13 protein-coding genes are annotated in these 18983 nt (G+C 72.8%); 5 read left to right on the top strand and 8 right to left on the bottom strand.

Features of this window, described 5'->3' with window-relative positions:
• Positions 1 to 298: 298 nt before the first annotated feature.
• From ITX44_RS39000 to ITX44_RS38970, 7 genes are all read right to left on the bottom strand, one after another.
• Positions 299 to 937 (bottom strand): GNAT family N-acetyltransferase, encoded by a 639-nt coding sequence (locus ITX44_RS39000; protein WP_205364471.1) that lies wholly within the window; start codon positions 935 to 937, stop codon positions 299 to 301.
• The gene (locus tag ITX44_RS38995; RefSeq protein WP_307795694.1) at positions 934 to 2181 is read right to left on the bottom strand and encodes a lysine N(6)-hydroxylase/L-ornithine N(5)-oxygenase family protein; all 1248 of its coding nucleotides are present in this window, start codon (positions 2179 to 2181) and stop codon (positions 934 to 936) included. The genes ITX44_RS39000 and ITX44_RS38995 overlap by 4 nt, the downstream gene beginning before the upstream one ends.
• 124 nt (positions 2182 to 2305) lie before the next feature.
• Positions 2306 to 3757, bottom strand: coding sequence for a pyridoxal phosphate-dependent decarboxylase family protein (locus ITX44_RS38990; protein ID WP_205364482.1), 1452 nt, complete (start codon positions 3755 to 3757; stop codon positions 2306 to 2308).
• Between the two features lie 99 nt (positions 3758 to 3856).
• Entirely contained in the window at positions 3857 to 5023 is a 1167-nt protein-coding gene (locus ITX44_RS38985; protein ID WP_205364467.1) for an acyl-CoA dehydrogenase family protein, read from the bottom strand.
• Positions 5020 to 6012, bottom strand: a complete 993-nt coding sequence (locus tag ITX44_RS38980; protein ID WP_372441099.1) for a hydroxymethylglutaryl-CoA lyase — start codon at positions 6010 to 6012, stop codon at positions 5020 to 5022. Before ITX44_RS38980 ends, ITX44_RS38985 begins: the two co-directional genes overlap by 4 nt.
• Before the next feature lie 134 nt (positions 6013 to 6146).
• Positions 6147 to 8228, bottom strand: coding sequence for an acetyl/propionyl/methylcrotonyl-CoA carboxylase subunit alpha (locus ITX44_RS38975; RefSeq protein ID WP_205364477.1), 2082 nt, complete (start codon positions 8226 to 8228; stop codon positions 6147 to 6149).
• Between the two features lie 32 nt (positions 8229 to 8260).
• On the bottom strand, positions 8261 to 9889 hold the full coding sequence (locus tag ITX44_RS38970) for a carboxyl transferase domain-containing protein (protein WP_205364459.1): 1629 nt from the start codon (positions 9887 to 9889) through the stop codon (positions 8261 to 8263).
• An 85-nt stretch (positions 9890 to 9974) separates the two neighbouring features.
• Here ITX44_RS38970 and ITX44_RS38965 point away from each other — a divergent pair, with 85 nt between their 5' ends.
• The 3 genes from ITX44_RS38965 to ITX44_RS38955 all read left to right on the top strand — a co-directional run bounded on the left by ITX44_RS38965 (position 9975) and on the right by ITX44_RS38955 (position 12800).
• The gene (locus ITX44_RS38965; protein WP_205364456.1) at positions 9975 to 10607 is read left to right on the top strand and encodes an SACE_7040 family transcriptional regulator; all 633 of its coding nucleotides are present in this window, start codon (positions 9975 to 9977) and stop codon (positions 10605 to 10607) included.
• Between the two features lie 43 nt (positions 10608 to 10650).
• Positions 10651 to 11808 (top strand): acyl-CoA dehydrogenase family protein, encoded by a 1158-nt coding sequence (locus ITX44_RS38960; protein ID WP_205364455.1) that lies wholly within the window; start codon positions 10651 to 10653, stop codon positions 11806 to 11808.
• Positions 11809 to 11936: 128 nt separating this feature from the next.
• Positions 11937 to 12800 carry an acyl-CoA thioesterase gene (locus ITX44_RS38955; RefSeq protein WP_205364475.1) on the top strand — a complete coding sequence of 288 codons (864 nt, stop codon included), beginning with the start codon at positions 11937 to 11939 and terminating at the stop codon, positions 12798 to 12800.
• A gap of 46 nt (positions 12801 to 12846) precedes the next feature.
• Here ITX44_RS38955 and ITX44_RS38950 read toward each other — a convergent pair whose 3' ends face one another.
• Positions 12847 to 13650, bottom strand: a complete 804-nt coding sequence (locus ITX44_RS38950; RefSeq protein WP_205364453.1) for a phosphatase — start codon at positions 13648 to 13650, stop codon at positions 12847 to 12849.
• A 217-nt stretch (positions 13651 to 13867) separates the two neighbouring features.
• Here ITX44_RS38950 and speB point away from each other — a divergent pair, with 217 nt between their 5' ends.
• Both speB and ITX44_RS38940 read left to right on the top strand, forming a co-directional pair.
• Positions 13868 to 14845 carry an agmatinase gene (gene speB, locus ITX44_RS38945; protein WP_205364451.1) on the top strand — a complete coding sequence of 326 codons (978 nt, stop codon included), beginning with the start codon at positions 13868 to 13870 and terminating at the stop codon, positions 14843 to 14845.
• Positions 14846 to 15017: 172 nt separating this feature from the next.
• Positions 15018 to 18911 (top strand): ABC transporter ATP-binding protein, encoded by a 3894-nt coding sequence (locus ITX44_RS38940; RefSeq protein WP_205364450.1) that lies wholly within the window; start codon positions 15018 to 15020, stop codon positions 18909 to 18911.
• The last annotated feature ends 72 nt before the right edge of the window (positions 18912 to 18983 follow it).

Genomic DNA, 18983 nt, shown 5'->3' with positions numbered 1-18983 from the left:
CCCACCTCACCCCCGCCCACCTCACCCCCGGCCTCTGGCAGCGCGCCACCCGCCACCTGATACGCAAAGCGATCGCCGAATTCACCCACGAACGCCTGCTCGCCCCCGTCCCCGAGACCCGGGAGCGCCGCGGGGGCCGTGGGCACGGTGGTTGGCCGAGCGGCCGTCGGGTGGGCGGGCTCGGGCTCGGGCGCGGGGTCGGCGGGCCCTGGCTCGGTGGGCGCAGGCGCAGGCGCAGGCGTGGGCGTGGGCTCGGACTCGGCGGGCGGCAGGGGTGCCGTGGGCGGCTGCGGTGTGCTCATCGGATTCCCCGGTCCGCCTCGATCGCCTCGAACCGCTCGCGGGTGCACATGCTCAAGTACGCCTCCTTGTCCGGCAAGGTGATCCGGCGGACCACCTCGAAGCCGACGGCCACGTTGAGCGCGTGCACGGCGGTGTTGCGTACGTCCGGCTCGACCACCACGCGCCGTACGCCCGGATCGGCGAACAGCTCGCGCAGCACCGCCGCGATGGCCGCCCGGGTGAAGCCGTGCACGGGGGTGTCGGTGGGCGCGACCAGGAAGTGCATGCCCACATCGCCCGGCTCGGCCTCGTACACGCCGGCCAGTTCCACGTACGCGGGGTCGTACCGCTCCATCAGCACCGCGGGCCTGCCGTCGTACACTCCGAGGAACGCGTCCTGGTACGGCTCGCGCGCGATCTCGGTGTAGACGCGTTCGACCTCGGCCCGGCTCGCGTCGCCCATCAGCCAGAAGACCGCCTTGGGGTGGGTGACCCAGGTGTGCAGCAGCGGCGTGTCGGCGCGCGGGTCGAGCGGGCGGAAGACGAAGCGGGCCGGGGACGGTGCCAGGTCGCGGGGCCGTGCCGGGGCCGGGGCGACCAGGGGGTCGGCGGGCGGGGCGCCGGCGGGCGCGTCGGGCGCGTCGGGCGCGGTCATGCGGTGAACTCCTGGAAGGCGATGGCGGTCTCCACCCGGTAGTGCTCGCGGCCGAGCAGTTCGCGGATGATGCGGGAGTTGCGGTAGGCGGCCATGCCGAGGTCGGGGGCGGCGAAGCCGTGCGTGTGCAGTTCGGCGTTCTGCACGTAGATGCCGTTGCCGGTGCGGTCGATCGCGTAGTCGCGGGTGACGTCGTACCGGCCCTGCGCGTCCCAGCGGATGCGGTCGCGGACCGGTGCGAGGAAGTCCGGCACCTCGTAGCGGTAGCCGGTGGCCAGCACCAGGCCCTCGGTGTCGAGGTCGTACGACCGGTTCTGCTCGTGCTGGCGCAGGCCGAGCGTGTACGTGCCGGTGGCCGGGTCGTGGCGCGCGCTGTCCAGCGAGGTGTTGGTGAGCAGGCGGGTGGGGACCTTGCCGGACCGGCCCTTGGCGTAGAGCAGGTCGAAGATCTCATTGATCAGACTGGCGTTGATGCCCTTGTACAGGCTCCGCTGGACCGGGCCGAGCCGGTCGCGCAGCTCGCCGGGCAGCGCGTGGAAGTAGTCGACGTACTCCGGGGAGGTCATCTCCAGGGTGAGCTTGGTGTACTCCAGCGGGAAGAACCGGGGGGAGCGGGTGAGCCAGGTCAGGTGGTAGCCGCCGGGGCCGGTGTCCTGGAGCAGGTCGTGGTAGATCTCGGCCGCGCTCTGGCCGCTGCCCACCACGGTGATGCTGCGCTTGGCCTTCAGCGCGTCCCGGGCCGGCAGGTAGCCGGAGCTGTGCACCACGTCGCCGCCCAGCCCCTCGCAGGCCGGCGGCACGTACGGCGGCGTGCCGGTGCCCAGGACGAGTCTGGGCGCGCGGTACGTCTCGCCGCCCGCCGTGGTCACCGCGTACCGCTGCCCGCGCTCGTCGAACCGGACCTCGGTGACCGTCCGCCCGAACCTGATGTTCGTCAGCCGGGCGGCGGCCCAGCGGCAGTAGTCGTTGAACTCCGCGCGCAGCGGGAAGAAGTTCTCGCGGATGTAGAAGGAGTAGATCCGGCCCGATTCCTTGAGGTAGTTGAGGAAGGAGTAGGGCGAGGTCGGGTCGGCGAGGGTGACCAGGTCGGACAGGAACGGCGTCTGGAGCGTGCTGCCCGTCAGGAACATGCCCGAGTGCCAGTCGAAGTCGGGCTTGCGCTCCAGGAACAGGCCGGTCAGCCCCTCGATCGGCTCGGTCAGGCAGGCCAGGCCCAGGTTGAACGGGCCCAGGCCGATGCCGATGAAGTCGGCTTCGTACGTGGCCGGTTCGTCGCGGGGCTGCTCGCCGGGCGTCGTGGGGGCAGTCGGGCGGGCCTTGTCAGGGGGCGTTGCGCCGGCCGTCTCGCGGGGCGCCGTGCGGGCCTTCTCACGGGACACGGACAAGGCTCTCCTCCTCCAGGTACCGGTCGGCGTGCGCGGCCAGCAGGTCGAGCACGGCCTCGATGTCGGCGGGCGTGGTGTTCGGGTTGAGCAGGGTGAACTTCAGGTAGTGGCTGCTGTGCACGGTGGTGCCGGCGACCACGGCCCGGCCGGAGGCGAACAGCGCCGCGCGGGCGTGCAGGTTGGCCCGGTCGATCAGTGCCGGGCCGGTCGGGTGCGGGGGCAGCCAGCGGAAGACCAGCGTGGTCAGCGCGGGCCGGGCCACCACCTCGAACCGCGGGTCGGCGTCCAGCACCTTCCAGCCCTGTTCGGCGAGGTCGAGCAGGTCGTCGAAGAGGGCGCCCACCCCGTCGGCGCCCATCACCCGCAGAGTCAGCCACAGCTTGAGCGCGTCGAACCGCCGTGTGGTCTGCAGGGACTTGTCCACCTGATTGGGGATCCGCTCGGCCGCCGCCCGGCGCGGGTTGAGGTAGTCCGCGTGGTAGGTGGCGTGCCGCAGCGCGGCGCTGTCGCGGACCAGCATCGCGCTGGAACTCACCGGCTGGAAGAAGGACTTGTGGAAGTCGACGGTCACCGAGTCGGCGTGCTCGATGCCGGCCAGCAGGTGGCGGCGGGTGGGGGAGACCAGCAGCCCGCAGCCGTAGGCGGCGTCCACGTGCAGCCAGGCGCCGTGCCGGGCGGTGAGCGCGGCGACGGCCGGCAGCGGATCGATCGAGCCGAAGTCGGTCGTGCCGGCCGTGGCCACCACGGCCATCGGGGCCAGGCCGGCCCGCGCGCACTCCTCCAGCGCGCGGGCGAGCGCCGGGACCCGCATCCTCTTGTCGTGGTCGCAGGGCACGGCGATCACCGCGCCGGGGCCGAGCCCGAGCAGCTTGGCCGCCTTCTGCACGCTGAAGTGGCCGCACTCGGAGGTGAACACGCGCAGTGCCGCCGGGTCGGCGCCGCGGGCCAGGGCCTCCTCGCGGGCCAGCAGCAGGGCGTGGAGGTTGGACTGGGTGCCGCCGCTGGTGAACACCCCGTCGGCGGCCGGGCCCAGGCCGATACGGGCCGCGGTCCAGGCGACGAGCCGGCGCTCGATCAAGGTGGCGCCCGCGCTCTGGTCCCAGGTGTCGAGCGAGGAGTTGACCGCGCTGAGCACCGCCTCGGCGGCGACCGCGGGGATCGCGACCGGGCAGTTGAGGTGGGCGAGGTAACGGGGGTGGTGGAAGTAGACGGCGTCCCGCAGGTAGACGGCCTCCAGCTCGTCGAGCGCGGCGGCGGTGTCGCCGAGCGGGCGGTCCAGGTCGATGGCGTCGACGCGCGGGGCGAGCGCGTCGGGCGTGATCCCGGTGAACGGACGGTCGGTCGCGGCCAGTCTGGCCGCCACCCGCTCGACCCCGTCGACGACGGAACGCCGGTACTCCCGTGTCGTGGTCCCGGTGAGCAGGTGTGAGCGCATGGGCAGACCTCCCATGGGGGCTGGGTAAGTTAGGTGAGCCTAACCTAACTTATCGCCGCCATGGTCTCCCGCGTCACCCCGCTCCCGGGAGTGTCCCGATCAGCTCACGAGCCCCAACTCCCTCGCGATCAGCAGCCGCTGCACCTCGCTGGTGCCCTCGCCGATCTCGAGGATCTTCGAGTCGCGCCACATCCGGGCCACCGGATACTCGTTCATGAACCCGTACCCGCCGTGGACCTGGGTGGCCTCCCGCGCGTTGGTCACCGCCACCTCCGACGCGTACAGCTTCGCCAGCGCCGCCTCCTTCTTGAACGACTCGTCCCGCACCAGCCGCGAGGCCGCGTCCCGCCAGGCCAGCCGTGCGGTGTGTGCCCGCATCTCCATGTCGGCGATCTTGAACTGGATCGCCTGGTTGTCCGCGATCGGCCGGCCGAACGCCTCCCGGGTGCGCGCGTACGCCACCGACTCGTCCACGCAGCCCTGGGCCAGCCCGGTGGCCATCGCCGCGATCGCCACCCGGCCCTCGTCCAGGATCCGCAGGAACTGCGCGTACCCGCGGCCCTCCTCGCCCAGCAGATTCGCGGCCGGCACCCGGCAGTCCGCGAACGAAAGCTCGTGGGTGTCCGACGCGTTCCACCCGACCTTGCTGTACTTCTTCGCCACCGTGAACCCGGGGGTCCCGGACGGCACGATGATCGACGAGATCCGCGGCCGGCCGTCGGACTTGCGTCCCGTCACCGCCGTCACCGTGACCAGGCCGGTGATGTCGGTGCCGGAGTTGGTGATGAAGGACTTGGTGCCGTTGATCACCCACTCGCCGGTGGTCTCGTCCAGCCGGGCCGTGGTCCGGGTGGCTCCCGCGTCCGAGCCGCCGCCCGGCTCGGTGAGCCCGAACGCGCCCAGCATCTCGCCCGAACACAGCTTCGGCAGCCAGGTCCGCCTCTGCTCCTCGGTGCCGAACCGGAACACCGGCATCGCGCCCAGCGACACCCCCGCCTCCAGGGTGATCGCCACCGAGGAGTCCACCCGGGCCAGCTCCTCCAGCGCCACGCCCAGCGCGAAGTAGTCGCCGCCCATCCCGCCGTACTCCTCCGGGAACGGCAGGCCGAACAACCCCATCCGCCCCATCTCCCGCACGATCTCGTACGGGAACTCCTCCTGCTCGTAGAATTCGCCGATCTTCGGGGCGACGACATCCTGGGCGAACCGGGCCACCGTGGCCCGCAGTTCCTCGTGCTCCTCGGAGAGGCGGTGGTCGAACGTCATTGCTGCTGCTCCTGTCGGTTCAGGGCACGAACGGTGCGGGAGGGGCTGGGCCGCCCCAGCCGGTCGGCCATCCAGACGCTTGTGGCGCTGAGACGGGCCAGGTCGACCCCGGTACGGATGCCGAGCCCGTGCAGCATCCAGACCAGGTCCTCGGTGGCGAGATTGCCGGTGGCGCTCTTGGCGTACGGGCAGCCGCCGAGCCCGCCGGCCGAGGCGTCCACCACCGTGACGCCCCGCTGAAGTGCGGCCAGCGTGTTGGACAGCGCCTGGCCGTAGGTGTCGTGGAAGTGGACCGCTGTCCGCTCCACCGGGACGGTGCCGCCGCCCGCCGGGCCGGACCCGTCCGTGCCGGTGCCGGTGAGCTCCGCCAGCAGCGCGGCCACATGACCGGGCGTGGCCACTCCGATGGTGTCGCCGAGGCTCAACTCGTCGCACCCCATCTCGTACAGCCGCCGGGCCACCCCTGCCACCTGGGCGACCGGGACCGGGCCCTCCCACGGGTCGCCGAAGCACATCGACAGATAGCCCCGCACCCGCACACCGGCCGCCTTCGCCCGGGCCACCACCGGCTCGAACATCGCCAGCGACTCGTCCACCGTCCGGTTCAGGTTCGCCCGCGCGAAGGACTCGGTGGCGCTGCCGAACACCGCGATCTCCCGCACCCCGAGCTCCAGCGCCCGTTCCAGGCCCCGCTCGTTGGGCACCAGCACCGGCAGCCGCACGCCGGGATACCGGCCGGGTAGATCGGCCAGCAGCGGCATCAGCTCCGCGGCGTCCGCCAGCTGCGGCACCCACTTGGGATGCACGAAACTGGTCGCCTCGATCGTGGTCAGCCCCGCCTCGGCCAGCCGGTGCACGAACTCGGCCTTCACCTCGGTCGGCACCGTCGCCTGCTCGTTCTGCAGCCCGTCCCTCGCGCCGACCTCGTGGATCCGCACCTCCCGCGGCAGCCCCTCGATCGGCGGCCGCCCCGCCGTCGGCCCCTGCATGGGCACGGTCATCGGCAGCCCGAGCGCGAGCACACCGTCGTCTGCGGGTTCGCCGGCCGTGGCGTCTGCGGCCGTGGGGTTCGTGGAGCCGGTGGCGGCTGCAGCGGCCGCCGGGTCCGCCGGGAAACGCTCCGTCATGACGCCTCCCCGGTCCGCGCCCCGGGAGTGGTCGCCGCCGGTGTCCCGGCCCCGGCGATGGCCTCGCCCGCGGCGCCCTGGTTCACGGCGCCCTGGTCCGCGGTGTCCCCGTCCACCGGGGTCACCACCGCCAGCACCTGGTCCATCGCCACCGTCGAGCCCGCGGTGACGTCGATCTCCGACACCGTCCCGTCGTGCGGGGCGGTGATCACGTGCTCCATCTTCATGGCCTCCACCACCAGCAGACTCTGTCCGGCCACCACCTCGTCGCCCTTGGCGACCTTCACCACCGTGACCGTGCCGGGCATCGGCGCGGTCAGCGCCTCGGCCCCGGCGCCCGCGGCGGCCTGCCGCAGCGCCGCCGCCACCGGGTCGTACGTCTGCACCCGCCAGGAGTCGCCGTCCCGGCCCAGCCACTCGCCCGCGTGGTGGAAGGTGGTCACCGTGCCCTCCCGGTGCAGCAGCACCCGCTCCCCGTCCACCGCGAGCCGGGCGGTGACCGCCGGCCCGTCCCCGACCCGCACCTGGTCGTCCGCGACCCGGACCTGCACCGGACCGTGCCCGGGCACCCGCAGATGGTGCACGGTCCAGGCCGGCCGGCCGCCGAGCCGCCAGCCGGTGGGCACCGAGAAGGGGTCGGTCCAGCCCGAACCGTCCGGCTCCGGGGTCAGCTCCCGCTGCCGCAGCAGTGCCGCCGCCGCGTACACCTCCTCCGGCACCCCGGCCGCGACCAGATCGGCGCCGTCCCGGTCGATCAGCCCGGTGTCCAGGTCGCCCGACGCCACCGCCGGATGGTCCAGCAGCCGGCGCAGGAAACCGGTGTTGGTGTCCAGGCCCAGCACCACTGTGCCGCCGAGCGCGGCCCGCAGCCGACGCAGCGCGGTCGGCCGGTCCGGGCCGTACGCGATCACCTTGGCCAGCATCGGGTCGTAGGCGGTGCCCACCTCGGTGCCCTGTGCCAGCCCGGAGTCCACCCGCACTCCGGGACCGGTCGGCTCGCGCAGCGCCAGCACGGTGCCGGCCGACGGCAGGAAGTCCAACCGGCCGTCCCCGGGCCGAGCCGTCTCGGCGCAGATCCGGGCCTCCACCGCGTGCCCGGTGAGGGTCACGTCCTGCTGGCCGAAGTCGAGCGCCTCCCCGCAGGCCACTCGGAGCTGCCAGGCCACCAGGTCCATCCCGGTGACCAGCTCCGTGACCGGGTGCTCGACCTGGAGCCGGGTGTTCATCTCCATGAAGAAGTACGCCCCGGGGTCCCCGCCCGGCACGATGAACTCCACGGTCCCGGCGCCCGTGTAGCCGCAGGCCCGCGCCGCCTGCACCGCGGCCTCGCCCATTGCCGCGCGGGTGGCGGCGTCCAGCAGCGCCGAGGGGGCCTCCTCGATCACCTTCTGGTGCCGCCGCTGGAGCGAGCACTCCCGCTCGCCCAGGTGCACCACATGGCCGTGGCCGTCGGCCAGCACCTGGATCTCGATGTGCCGCGGCCGGTCGATCCACCGCTCCACCAGCAGGGTGTCGTCGCCGAACGCGCCGCGCGCCTCCCGCCGGGCCGCCGCGATCTCCTCGGCCAGCAGTGCCTCGTCCCGCACCAGCCGCATGCCCTTGCCGCCGCCGCCCGCGGACGGCTTGAGCAGCACCGGCATGCCGATCTCGCGGGCCGCCGCGGCCAGTTCGGCGTCGGACAGGCCGCTGCCGCTGCTGCCGGGCACCACCGGCACCCCGGCGGCCCGTACCGTCTCCTTGGCCCGGATCTTGTCGCCCATCAGCTCGATGGCGTCCGCGGGCGGGCCGATGAAGACCAGCCCGGCCTCGGCGCACGCCCGGGCGAACCCGGCGTTCTCCGCGAGGAAGCCGTAGCCGGGGTGCACGGCCTGCGCGCCGACCGCGGCCGCGGCCCGTACCTGCTCGGCCGCCGACAGGTAGCTCTCCACCCGTACCGCGGTGTCGGCCTCCCGTACGTGCCGGGCCTCCGCGTCGGCGTCGGTGAAGACGGCCGCCGACCGCACTCCCAGCTCGCGCAGGGTGCGCAGGACGCGCACCGCGATCTCGCCGCGGTTGGCCACCAGCACGGTGTCGAACATGCTGCCCGGTGTCGTCATGGTCGTCACGGTCCTCACATCCGGAAGACGCCGTAGCCGGGCGCGGCCGGATCGGCGGCGGGCAGCGGGGCGTTGGCGCAGGCGGTCAGGGCCAGGCCCAGCACGGTGCGGGTCTCCAGCGGGTCGATCACCCCGTCGTCCCAGAGCCGGGCGGTGGCGTAGTACGCGTTGCCCTGTGTCTCGTACTGCTCCCTGACCGGGGCCTTGAACGCCTCCTCTTCCGCCTCGCTCCACTTCTCCCCGGCCGCGGCCAGCTGATCGCGCTTGACGGTGGCCAGCACCGAGGCGGCCTGTTCGCCGCCCATGACCGAGATCTTGGCGTTGGGCCACATCCACAGGAAGCGGGGGCTGTAGGCGCGGCCGCACATCGAGTAGTTCCCGGCGCCGTACGAGCCGCCGATCACCACCGTCAGCTTGGGTACCCGCGCGCAGGCCACCGCCGTCACCATCTTCGCCCCGTGCTTGGCGATCCCGCCCGCCTCGTACTGCCGGCCCACCATGAACCCGGAGATGTTCTGCAGGAACACCAGCGGGATGCCGCGCTGGTCGCACAGCTCGATGAAGTGCGCGCCCTTCAGGGCCGACTCGGCGAACAGGATGCCGTTGTTGGCCACGATGCCCACCGGGTGGCCCTGCACGTGGGCGAACCCGGTGACCAGCGTGGTGCCGTACTCCGCCTTGAACTCCGCGAACCGGCTGCCGTCCACCACCCGGGCGATCACCTCCCGTACGTCGTAGGGCGTACGCGAATCCACCGGTACCGCTCCGTACAGCCCGGCCGGGTCCACGGCCGGGGGCTCGGCCGGGCGCACCGGCCAGGGCGGGGCGCTCTTGACCGGGAGGGTGGCCACGATGTCCCGGACGATGCTCAGCGCATGGGCGTCGTCCTCGGCGAGGTGGTCGGTGACGCCGGAGATGCGGGAGTGCACCTCGCCGCCGCCCAGTTCCTCGGCGGTGACGACCTCGCCGGTGGCCGCCTTCACCAGCGGCGGCCCGCCGAGGAAGATCGTGCCCTGGTTGCGGACGATCACCGCCTCGTCGCTCATCGCCGGCACGTAGGCGCCGCCGGCCGTGCACGAGCCCATGACGGCGGCGATCTGCGGGATGCCGCGCGCGGACATGGTGGCCTGGTTGTAGAAAATGCGGCCGAAGTGGTCGCGGTCGGGGAAGACCTCGTCCTGCCGGGGGAGGAAGGCGCCGCCGGAATCCACCAGGTAGACGCACGGCAGCCGGTTGTCGAGCGCCACCTCCTGGGCGCGCAGGTGCTTCTTGACGGTCATCGGGTAGTAGGTGCCGCCCTTGACGGTGGCGTCGTTGGCGACCACGACCACCTCGCGCCCGGCGACCCGCCCGATGCCGGCGATCACGCCCGCCGCCGGGGCCTGGCCGTCGTACATCCCGTCGGCGGCCAGCGGGGCCAGCTCCAGGAAGGGGGAGCCCGGGTCGAGCAGCCCGTCCACCCGGTCCCTGGGCAGCAGCTTGCCCCGGGCGGTGTGCCGCGCGCGGGCCTTCTCGCCGCCGCCGAGACGTGCCGCGGCCAGCTTGTCGCGGAGTGCGGCGCCGAGCACGGCGTGCGCCTCGGTGTTGGCGCGGTACGCCTCGGACACCGGATCCACGGTGCTGGACAGGGCGGGTGCTGCCATCGTTCGGCCCCCGGTCGTGTTAGCGAGCGTTAACGTGATGTCACCACGTTAACGCTCGCTAACGGGATTGTCTAGACTCATTCCCATGAACCCGACGAAGGCTGTGGAAAACCGGCGCGAGCAGATCCTGAGAGAAGCCGCCCGGCTCTTCGCCGAGCGCGGATTCCACGGAGTCGGCGTGGACGAGATAGGGGCCGCGGTCGGCATCAGCGGCCCCGGCCTCTACCGGCACTTCGCGGGCAAGGACGCCATGCTCGCCGAGCTGCTGGTGGGCATCAGCGGCCGGCTGCTGGCCGCCGGCCGGATGCGGGTCGCCGAGACTCCCGACCCCGCGCAGGCGCTGGACGCGCTGATCCGCGGCCACATCGACTTCGCCATCGACGACCGTCCGCTGATCACCCTGCACGACCGCGAGCTGGACCGGCTGCGCGAGTCCGACCGCAAGCTGGTCCGCCAGCTCCAGCGGCAGTACGTGGAGGAATGGGTCGGCGTGGTGCGCCGGGTCTACCCGGAGGCCAGCGTGCTGGAGGCCCGTGCCGCCGTCCACGCGGTCTTCGGCCTGCTCAACTCCACCCCGCACCTGGGCGGTCAGAGCGGCCTGCCCGACCGCGCGTCCACCGCCGCCCTGCTGCACCGCCTCGCGCTCAGCGCGCTGGAGGCCCTGGAGAACCAGGCCCCGCCCCGGCGGCCCTGGACAGCTCACCCGACCGAAAGGTAACTTACTGAGCGCTTGCTTATTCAGGGTCGAGGGGAGGCGCGCCATGCGCCGTACGGTGTACAGCGAGGACCACGAGGCGTTCCGCGAGACGATACGTGCCTTCATCGAGGCCGAGGTCGTCCCCGTGCACGACGAGTGGCTGGCCGCCGGGCAGGTGCCGCGCGACTTCTACTACAAGCTCGGCGAGCTGGGCCTCTTCGGCATCGAGGTGCCCGAGGAGTACGGCGGCGCGGGCGAGCACAGCTTCAAGTTCCAGGCCGTCATCAGCGAGGAGTGCGCCCGCGCCGGGGTCAGCTTCGGCGGCAGCGGCGTCCACGTCGGCCTGTGCCTGCCGTACGTGATGGCGTACGCCACCGACGAGCAGAAGAAGCGCTGGCTGCCCGGCTTCGTGACCGGCGAGACCATGTTCGCCATCGCCATGACCGAGCCCGGCACCGGCTCGGACCTGGCCGGCATGAAGACCACCGCCAAGCTCACCGACGACGGCCGGCACTATGTGCTCAACGGCGCCAAAACCTTCATCACCGGCGGCGTCCACGCCGACCGCGTCATCGTCTGCGCCCGCACCGCACCGCCCAGCCCCGAGGACCGCCGGGCCGGCATCTCCCTGTTCGTCGTCGACACCAAGTCCGACGGCTACACCGTCGGCCGCAAGCTGGACAAGATCGGCCTGAAGACCTCCGACACCGCCGAGCTGTCCTTCGCCGACGTCATGGTGCCCGTCGAGGACCTGCTCGGCGAGGAGGGCAAGGGCTTCTCCTACCTGGGGCAGAACCTTCCGCAGGAGCGCCTGGCCATCGCCGTCGGCGCCTACGCCCAGGCCGCGGCCGCGATCCGCTTCACCCAGGAGTACGTGCGCGAGCGCACCGTCTTCGGCCAGAGTGTCGCCGCGTTCCAGAACACCAAGTTCGAGCTGGCGGCCTGCAAGGCCGAGGTGGACGCCGCCGAAGCGGTGGTCGACCGGGCCCTGGAGGCCCACGACCTGCGCGAGCTGACCGCCGCCGACGCCGCCTCCGCCAAGCTGTTCTGCACCGAGGTCGCCTCCCGTGTCATCGACCGCTGCCTCCAGCTCCACGGCGGCTACGGCTACATGAACGAGTACCCGATCGCCCGCCTGTACGCCGACAACCGCGTCAACCGCATCTACGGCGGCACCAGCGAGGTCATGAAGACGATCATCGCCAAGTCGATGGGCCTGTGAACGACCGCTCCATCACCGGCTCCGGAGACCCGTCGCTGAACGACGGCCCGGCCGCCGGTTCCGACCGCCTGCCCCCGGACGGCCGCACCGCCGCCGTCCCGGGGGCGGCGAGGGCGGCGCACGAACCGCTGGACGCCCTGCTCGCGCTCCTGGACCTGGAGCGGATCGAGCAGGACATCTTCCGCGGGCACAGCCGCGCCGCAGTGGTGCCGCGGGTCTTCGGCGGCCAGGTCGCCGCGCAGGCCCTGGTGGCCGCCGGGCGCACCGTGCCGCAGGAGCGCGGCGCGCACTCGCTGCACGCGTACTTCCTGCGTTCGGGCGATCCGGGCGCGCCCATCGTGTACCAGGTGGACCGCATCCGCGACGGTGGCTCCTTCACCACTCGCCGCGTGGTCGCCGTCCAGCACGGCCAGCCGATCTTCCACCTCTCGGCCTCCTTCCAGGCCCACGAGGAGGGCCTGGACCACCAGGAACCGATGCCGCCCGCGCCGGACCCGGAGACGCTGCCGACCTCCGAGGAACTGCTGCCGGCGCACGCGGACAAGTTCCCCGACCCCACCGTCGTGGACCGCCTCCTGGAGGCGCGCGCCGCCGTCGACCTGCGCTACGCCGGTGATCCGCCGTTCCTGACCGCAGGGGTGTCCCGCGAGCCGCGCTCCCAGGTGTGGTTCCGCACCCGCGGCAAGCTCGCCGACGACCCCCTGCTCCACGTCTGCCTGGCCACCTATGTGTCGGACATGACCCTGCTGGACTCGGTCCTGCTCGCCCACGGCCGCGGTGGCTGGGCCGTCGGCGACGTCGTGGGCGCCAGCCTGGACCACGCCATGTGGTTCCACCGGCCCTTCCGCGCCGACGAATGGCTGCTGTACGACCAGCAGAGCCCGTCCTCCTCCGGCGGCCGGGGCCTGGGCACAGCCAGGATCTACACCCAGGACGGGCGGCTGGCCGTCTCCGTCATCCAGGAGGGCCTGGTCCGCGTCCCGCGGGCGTGAGGACGTCCGACGGGAGTGCGGACCCCGCGGACGAGGACGGCCGGGCTCAGGACCGTCCGTCCAGGCCGGCCGCGGCCAGCAGGTACGCGGTCATCGGCGCGTAGTGGTGCGGCGACACGTTGTCGTCCAGGGGGACGCTCACCAGGACGGTGCTCTCGGCCTCGCCGATGAACAGGGCGGGGTCGTTGCAGTCCGCGAAGCCCACGGTGTCGATGCCCTGGCTGCCGGCGTACCCGGCCCAGCCGTGGTCGGCGACCACTACGTCGGGGAGCGGCCGGCCGTCCCGCTCCAGGGCGTCGAGGATCTTGCGCATGGGCTCGGGGGAGTGGGTGTGCATCAGGCCGCCGCCCCGGTGCAGCATGGCGACCCCCGTCATGTGACGGATCTCACCGCCGTCCGCGTACAGGTGCTCCGCGGGCTCGATGACGGTGCAGCCGGCCGCCCGCAGCGCCTCGGCCAGCACCCGGTGCACCGCGAACAGGCCGGCCGGGTGGCCGGTCGCCACCAGCACGCCGGAGGAGTTCTCCGCCGCCTTCTGCAGCACGGCGGCCATGCGGTCCAGCGCGTCGACGGTCAGCTCGGGGTCGATGGTGTCCTGGCCGCGCCGGTGGCCGGGGTCGGCGACCACCCCGCACCGCTCGACCATGACCTTCAGCACGTCCGCCGGGTCCTGCCAGCGGTCGCCGAGCTCCAGTCCGAGCCAGAAGTGCCGGTTGCCCTCGGCGAGCTCCCGGTAGTGGTCGAGGTTGTTCTCCCGGCTGGTGGCGACGTCCCCGGCGATCCGGGTACGTATCAGGTGTTCGACGAGTTCCTGGCGGGAAGGGGCGGTGGGCGCGGAGTCCATAGGCATGCGCACATTCTCCCGCCCCGCCGTACGGGCGTGCGACGGCCGAGGTTGCGGTCCTGGGACGCGGCTCGCCGTCGCGGCGCAATGGCGCGCCCGATTTGGTGGAAACGTACATCCCGGTGCGGCGGCCCCGGCCCGTAGGGTCGGCGTCCGGGACGGCGGCGTCCCCGTCCGCCGCAGGTCGGCCACGAGCCGGAAAAATGAGCAGGAAAGAGGCAGCATGAGCAGCGCACCGCGCGGTCCCGTCGACTCCTCGCGCGTCCCGCGCTACGCCGGTCCCGCCACCTTCGCCCGGTTGCCCCGGCTCGACGAGGTGGGCACCGCGGACGTCGCCGTCGTCGGTGTGCCCTTCGACTCCGGCGTCTCCTACCGGCCCGGCGCGCGCTTCGGCGGCAACGCCGTGCGGGAGGCGTCGCGCCTGCTGCGCCCCTACAACCCGGCGCAGGACGCGTCGCCCTTCGCGCTCGCCCAGGTGGCGGACGCCGGGGACATCGCGGTCAACCCGTTCGACATCAACGAGGCCGTCGAGACCGTCGAAGGCGCGGCCGGCGACCTGCTGGACACCGGTGCCCGCCTGATGACGCTCGGCGGCGACCACACCATCGCACTGCCCCTGCTGCGCGCGGTCGCCCGGCGGCACGGCCCGGTGGCCCTGCTGCACTTCGACGCGCACCTGGACACCTGGGACACCTACTTCGGCGCGGCCTACACCCACGGCACGCCCTTCCGCCGGGCCGTCGAGGAGGGGTTGCTCGACACCTCCGCCCTCTCCCATGTGGGCACCCGCGGCCCGCTGTACGGCCGGAAGGACCTCGACGACGACGCGAAGATGGGCTTCGGCATCGTGACCTCGGCCGACGTCATGCGGCGTGGCGTGGACGAGGTGGTCCGGCAACTGCGGGAGCGGATCGGCGACCGGCCGCTGTACGTGTCGGTCGACATCGACGTCCTGGACCCGGCGCACGCCCCCGGCACGGGCACTCCGGAGGCGGGCGGGCTCACCTCCCGCGAACTGCTGGAGATCCTGCGCGGACTTGCCGCCTGCCGTCTCGTCTCGGCCGACGTGGTGGAGGTCGCCCCGCCCTACGACCACGCCGAGATCACCTCGGTGGCCGCCTCCCACACCGCCTACGAGCTCACGACGATCATGAGCCGGCAGATCGCGGCCGGCCGCTCGGGCGGTGCCGCCGGGCGCTGAGCCCCCGACCCTGCCGGAGATTCACCCGAAGGGACTACGACCGAAGTCGCACTCATGTACGACTTCGGTCGTTGTTCTGTTGCGAGAGGATGAAACGCGCAGCACAGCGCGTTGGACTTGGCCGTGCGGGAGACGTGCGGGACACGTGCAGGGCGGCGCGAGGGAGGACCGCGTGAGAGAGCCGAAGCCGGTGACGGCGGTGGATGACGGCGGGCGGGAGCAGGGATGGCTCCGCCGCCTGGTCGGGTACTCCTGGCGCTACAAGCGCAGTGTCCTGCTCGCCTTCGGCGCGTCACTGGCCGGCATGGCGGTCACCGCCCTCGTCCCGCTGGTTCCCAAGCTGATCATCGACGACGTGATCGTCCGGCACGACAAGCCGCTGGCCCCCTGGGCCGCGGCGCTGGTCGTCGCCGCAGTGGTGGTCTACGCACTTACCTACATGCGCCGTTTCTACGGCGGCCGGCTCGCCCTCGACGTCCAGCACGACCTGCGCAACGAGATGTTCGGCACGATCATGCGGCTCGACGGTCGCCGCCAGGACGAGCTGAACACCGGGCAGGTCGTCGGCCGCGCCACCAGCGACCTTCAGCTGATTCAAGGTTTGTTGTTCATGATGCCCGTCATGATCGGCAACCTGCTGCTCTTCCTGCTGTCCCTGGTGGTCATGCTGGTCCTCTCCCCGCTGCTCACCCTGATCGCGCTGGCCGTCGCCCCGGCCCTGTGGTTCATCGCGGACCGCTCCCGCAAGCGGCTGTTCCCCGCCACCTGGTACGCCCAGGGTCAGGCCGCCGCCGTCGCCGGGATCGTGGACGGCTCGGTGACCGGCGTGCGCGTGGTCAAGGGCTTCGGCCAGGAACAGCAGGAGATGGACAAGCTGCGCACTGTCAGCCGCCGGCTGTTCGCCGGCCGGTTGCGCACCGTGCGGCTGTCCGCCCGCTACACCCCGGCGCTCCAGGCGGTCCCCTCCTTCGGCCAGATCGGCATGCTGGCGCTGGGCGGCTGGATGGCCGCCCGGGGCCAGATCACGCTGGGCACCTTCGTCGCGTTCTCCACGTACCTCGCCCAGCTCACCGGCCCGGTCCGGATGCTCACCATGATGCTCACCGTCGGCCAGCAGGCCCGGGCGGGCGTCGAGCGGGTCCTGGAGCTGATCGACACGCGGCCCACCCTGGAGGAGGGCCCCGACACCCTGCCCGCCGACGCCCCCGCCACCGTCGAGTTCGACGACGTCACCTTCGGCTACCAGCCCGAGCGCCCGGTCCTGGACGGCTTCGACCTGCGGGTCGCCCCCGGCGAGACCGTCGCCCTGGTCGGCGCCTCCGGCTCCGGGAAGTCCACCGTCTCCCTGCTGCTGCCGCGGCTGTACGACGTCACCGGCGGCTCGGTGCGGATCGGCGGCACGGACGTACGGGACCTGACCTTCGATTCGCTGCGCGCCGCGATCGGCATGGTCCCCGAGGACAGCTTCCTGTTCTCCGACACCGTGCGGGCCAACATCGCGTTCGGACGGCCGGACGCCACCGAGGAGGAGATCCTCGCCGCCACCCGCACGGCCCAGGCGCACGACTTCATCATGGCGCTGCCCGACGGCTACGACACGGTCGTCGGCGAGCAGGGCCTGACCCTCTCCGGCGGCCAGCGGCAGCGGGTCGCCCTGGCCCGGGCGGTCCTCACCGACCCCCGGCTGCTACTGCTCGACGACGCCACCTCCGCGGTCGACGCCCGGGTCGAGGCGGAGATCTTCGACGCCCTGCGCGAGGTGATGCGCGGCCGCACCACCCTGCTGATCGCCCACCGCCGCTCCACCCTGGAGCTCGCGGACCGGATCGCCGTCCTGGACGCCGGCCGGCTGTCGGACATCGGCACCGACGAGGAGTTGCAGGAGCGCAGTCCGCTGTACCGGGCGCTGCTCACCGACCCGGACGCGCTCGGCGCGGACGTGGTGGAACTCGATCCGGCGGGCGCGGTGGCCGCCTCGTCCGGCGGGCCGGGCGCGGGCAGCGTCGCCGCGGAGGCCGAGGAACTGCTCGCCCGCGAGGACGGCGCCGCCGCGGCGACCGCCGACGACCGGGCGCGGGCGGCCGGCATCACCCCGGAGCTGTGGCCGGCGGACCGGCGACCGGCCGGGAGTGACGCGGAGGACCAGGCCGGCGTGCGGGGCGCGCCCACCAGTGCCCCCGCGATCGGTCCGGGCCGCGGTGCCATGGCCGGGGCGCTGGCCGGCATGCCCGCCACCCCGGAGCTGCTGGCCAAGGTGGCAGCGCTGCCACCCGCCACCGACGCCCCGGACGTGGACGAGGAAGAGGCCACCGCCGCCGACCCGGGATTCGGCCTGCGCGCGATGCTGCGCGGCTTCCGCACCCCCTTGCTGATCAGCCTGGGCCTGGTCGCCGTCGACGCCTTCGCCGGGCTGCTGCTGCCGGTGCTGATCCGGCACGGCATCGACGCGGGGGTGCGCCAGCAGGCGCTGGGCGCGGTCTGGGCGGCCTCCCTGCTGGGCCTGGTCCTGGTCCTGGTCCAGTGGGCCGTGGAATGGGGCTCCACCCTGCTCACCGGCCGCACCGGCGAACGCGTCCTCTACACCCTGCGCGTGAAGATCTTCGCCCACCTGCACCGCCTGGGCCTGGACTTCTACGAGCGCGAACTCACCGGCCGCATCATGACGCGGATGACCACGGACGTGGACGCGTTGTCCACGTTCCTGCAGACCGGCCTGGTCACCGCGCTGGTCAGTCTGCTCACTTTCGTCGGCATCCTGGTGGCACTGCTGGCCATCGACGTCCAGCTCGCCCTGATGGTGTTCGCCACCCTCCCCGTCCTGGTCGCCGCCACCTGGATCTTCCGCCGCACCTCGGTGAAGGCGTACACGCTGGCCCGCGAACGGGTCGCGGTCGTCAACGCCGACCTCCAGGAGCACGTCGCGGGCCTGCGCATCGTGCAGGCATTCCGTGGCGAGCGGCGCGGCGCCGAGCGCTTCCGGCAGCGCAGCCTGGACTACCTGAAGGCGCGGGTGCGCGGGCAGTTCCTGATCTCGGTCTACTTCCCGTTCGTGCAGTTGCTGTCCAGCGTCGCCGCGGCCCTGGTGCTGATCGTCGGCGCCCAGCGGGTCAAGGACGGCACCCTGACGGCGGGCGCCCTGGTGGCGTACCTGCTCTACATCGACCTGTTCTTCTCGCCCGTCCAGCAGCTCTCCCAGGTCTTCGACGGCTACCAGCAGGCGTCGGTCTCGCTGGGCCGGATCCGGGAGCTGCTGCGCGAGCCCACCACCACCCCTGCGCCCGAACGGCCGCGTCCCGTCGGTGACCTGCGCGGCGAGATCACGCTCGAGGACGTGCACTTCCGCTACGGCGGCGCCGACGCGGAGGGCGCCGAGGCCCTGGCCGGCGTCGACCTGCGGATACCCGCGGGGCAGACCGTCGCCTTCGTGGGCGAGACCGGCGCCGGAAAGTCCACGCTGGTCAAGATGGTCGCCCGGTTCTACGACCCGACCGGGGGCGCCGTGCGGGTGGACGGCGCCGACATCCGCGAGCTCGACCTGACGGCCTACCGCCAGCGGCTCGGTGTCGTCCCGCAGGAGCCGTACCTGTTCGCGGGCACCATACGTGACGCGATCGCCTACGGCCGGATGGACGCCACCGACGCCGAGGTGGAGGCGGCGGCCCGGGCGGTCGGCGCCCACTCGATGATCGCCACCCTGGACGGCGGCTACCTGCACCAGGTCGCCGAGCGGGGCCGGAACCTGTCGGCCGGACAGCGGCAGTTGATCGCCCTGGCCCGTGCCCAGCTGGTCGATCCGGCGATCCTGCTGCTGGACGAGGCCACCGCGGCCTTGGACCTGGCCACCGAGGCCCTGGTCAACCAGGCCGCGGACCGGCTCGCGGTGCGCCGCACCACCCTGGTCGTCGCGCACCGGCTGACCACCGCCGCCCGGGCCGACCGGGTGGTGCTGCTCGACCACGGCCGGGTGATCGAGGACGGCACCCACGAGCAGCTGCTGGCCCGCGACGGGCGGTACGCCGAGCTGTGGCGCACCTTCATCGGCGAGGTGCGGGCGGCAGCGGCCTGACCACACGGTCCGCCCGGACCGTACGGCCTTTCCGGACGTTCGCCCCGCAGCACGACCGGTGGCGGGCCGCGG

Source organism: Actinacidiphila acididurans (genome assembly GCF_016918855.1).
GTDB lineage: Bacteria > Actinomycetota > Actinomycetes > Streptomycetales > Streptomycetaceae > Actinacidiphila > Actinacidiphila acididurans.
This window is presented reverse-complemented; position numbering and strand designations above follow the sequence as displayed.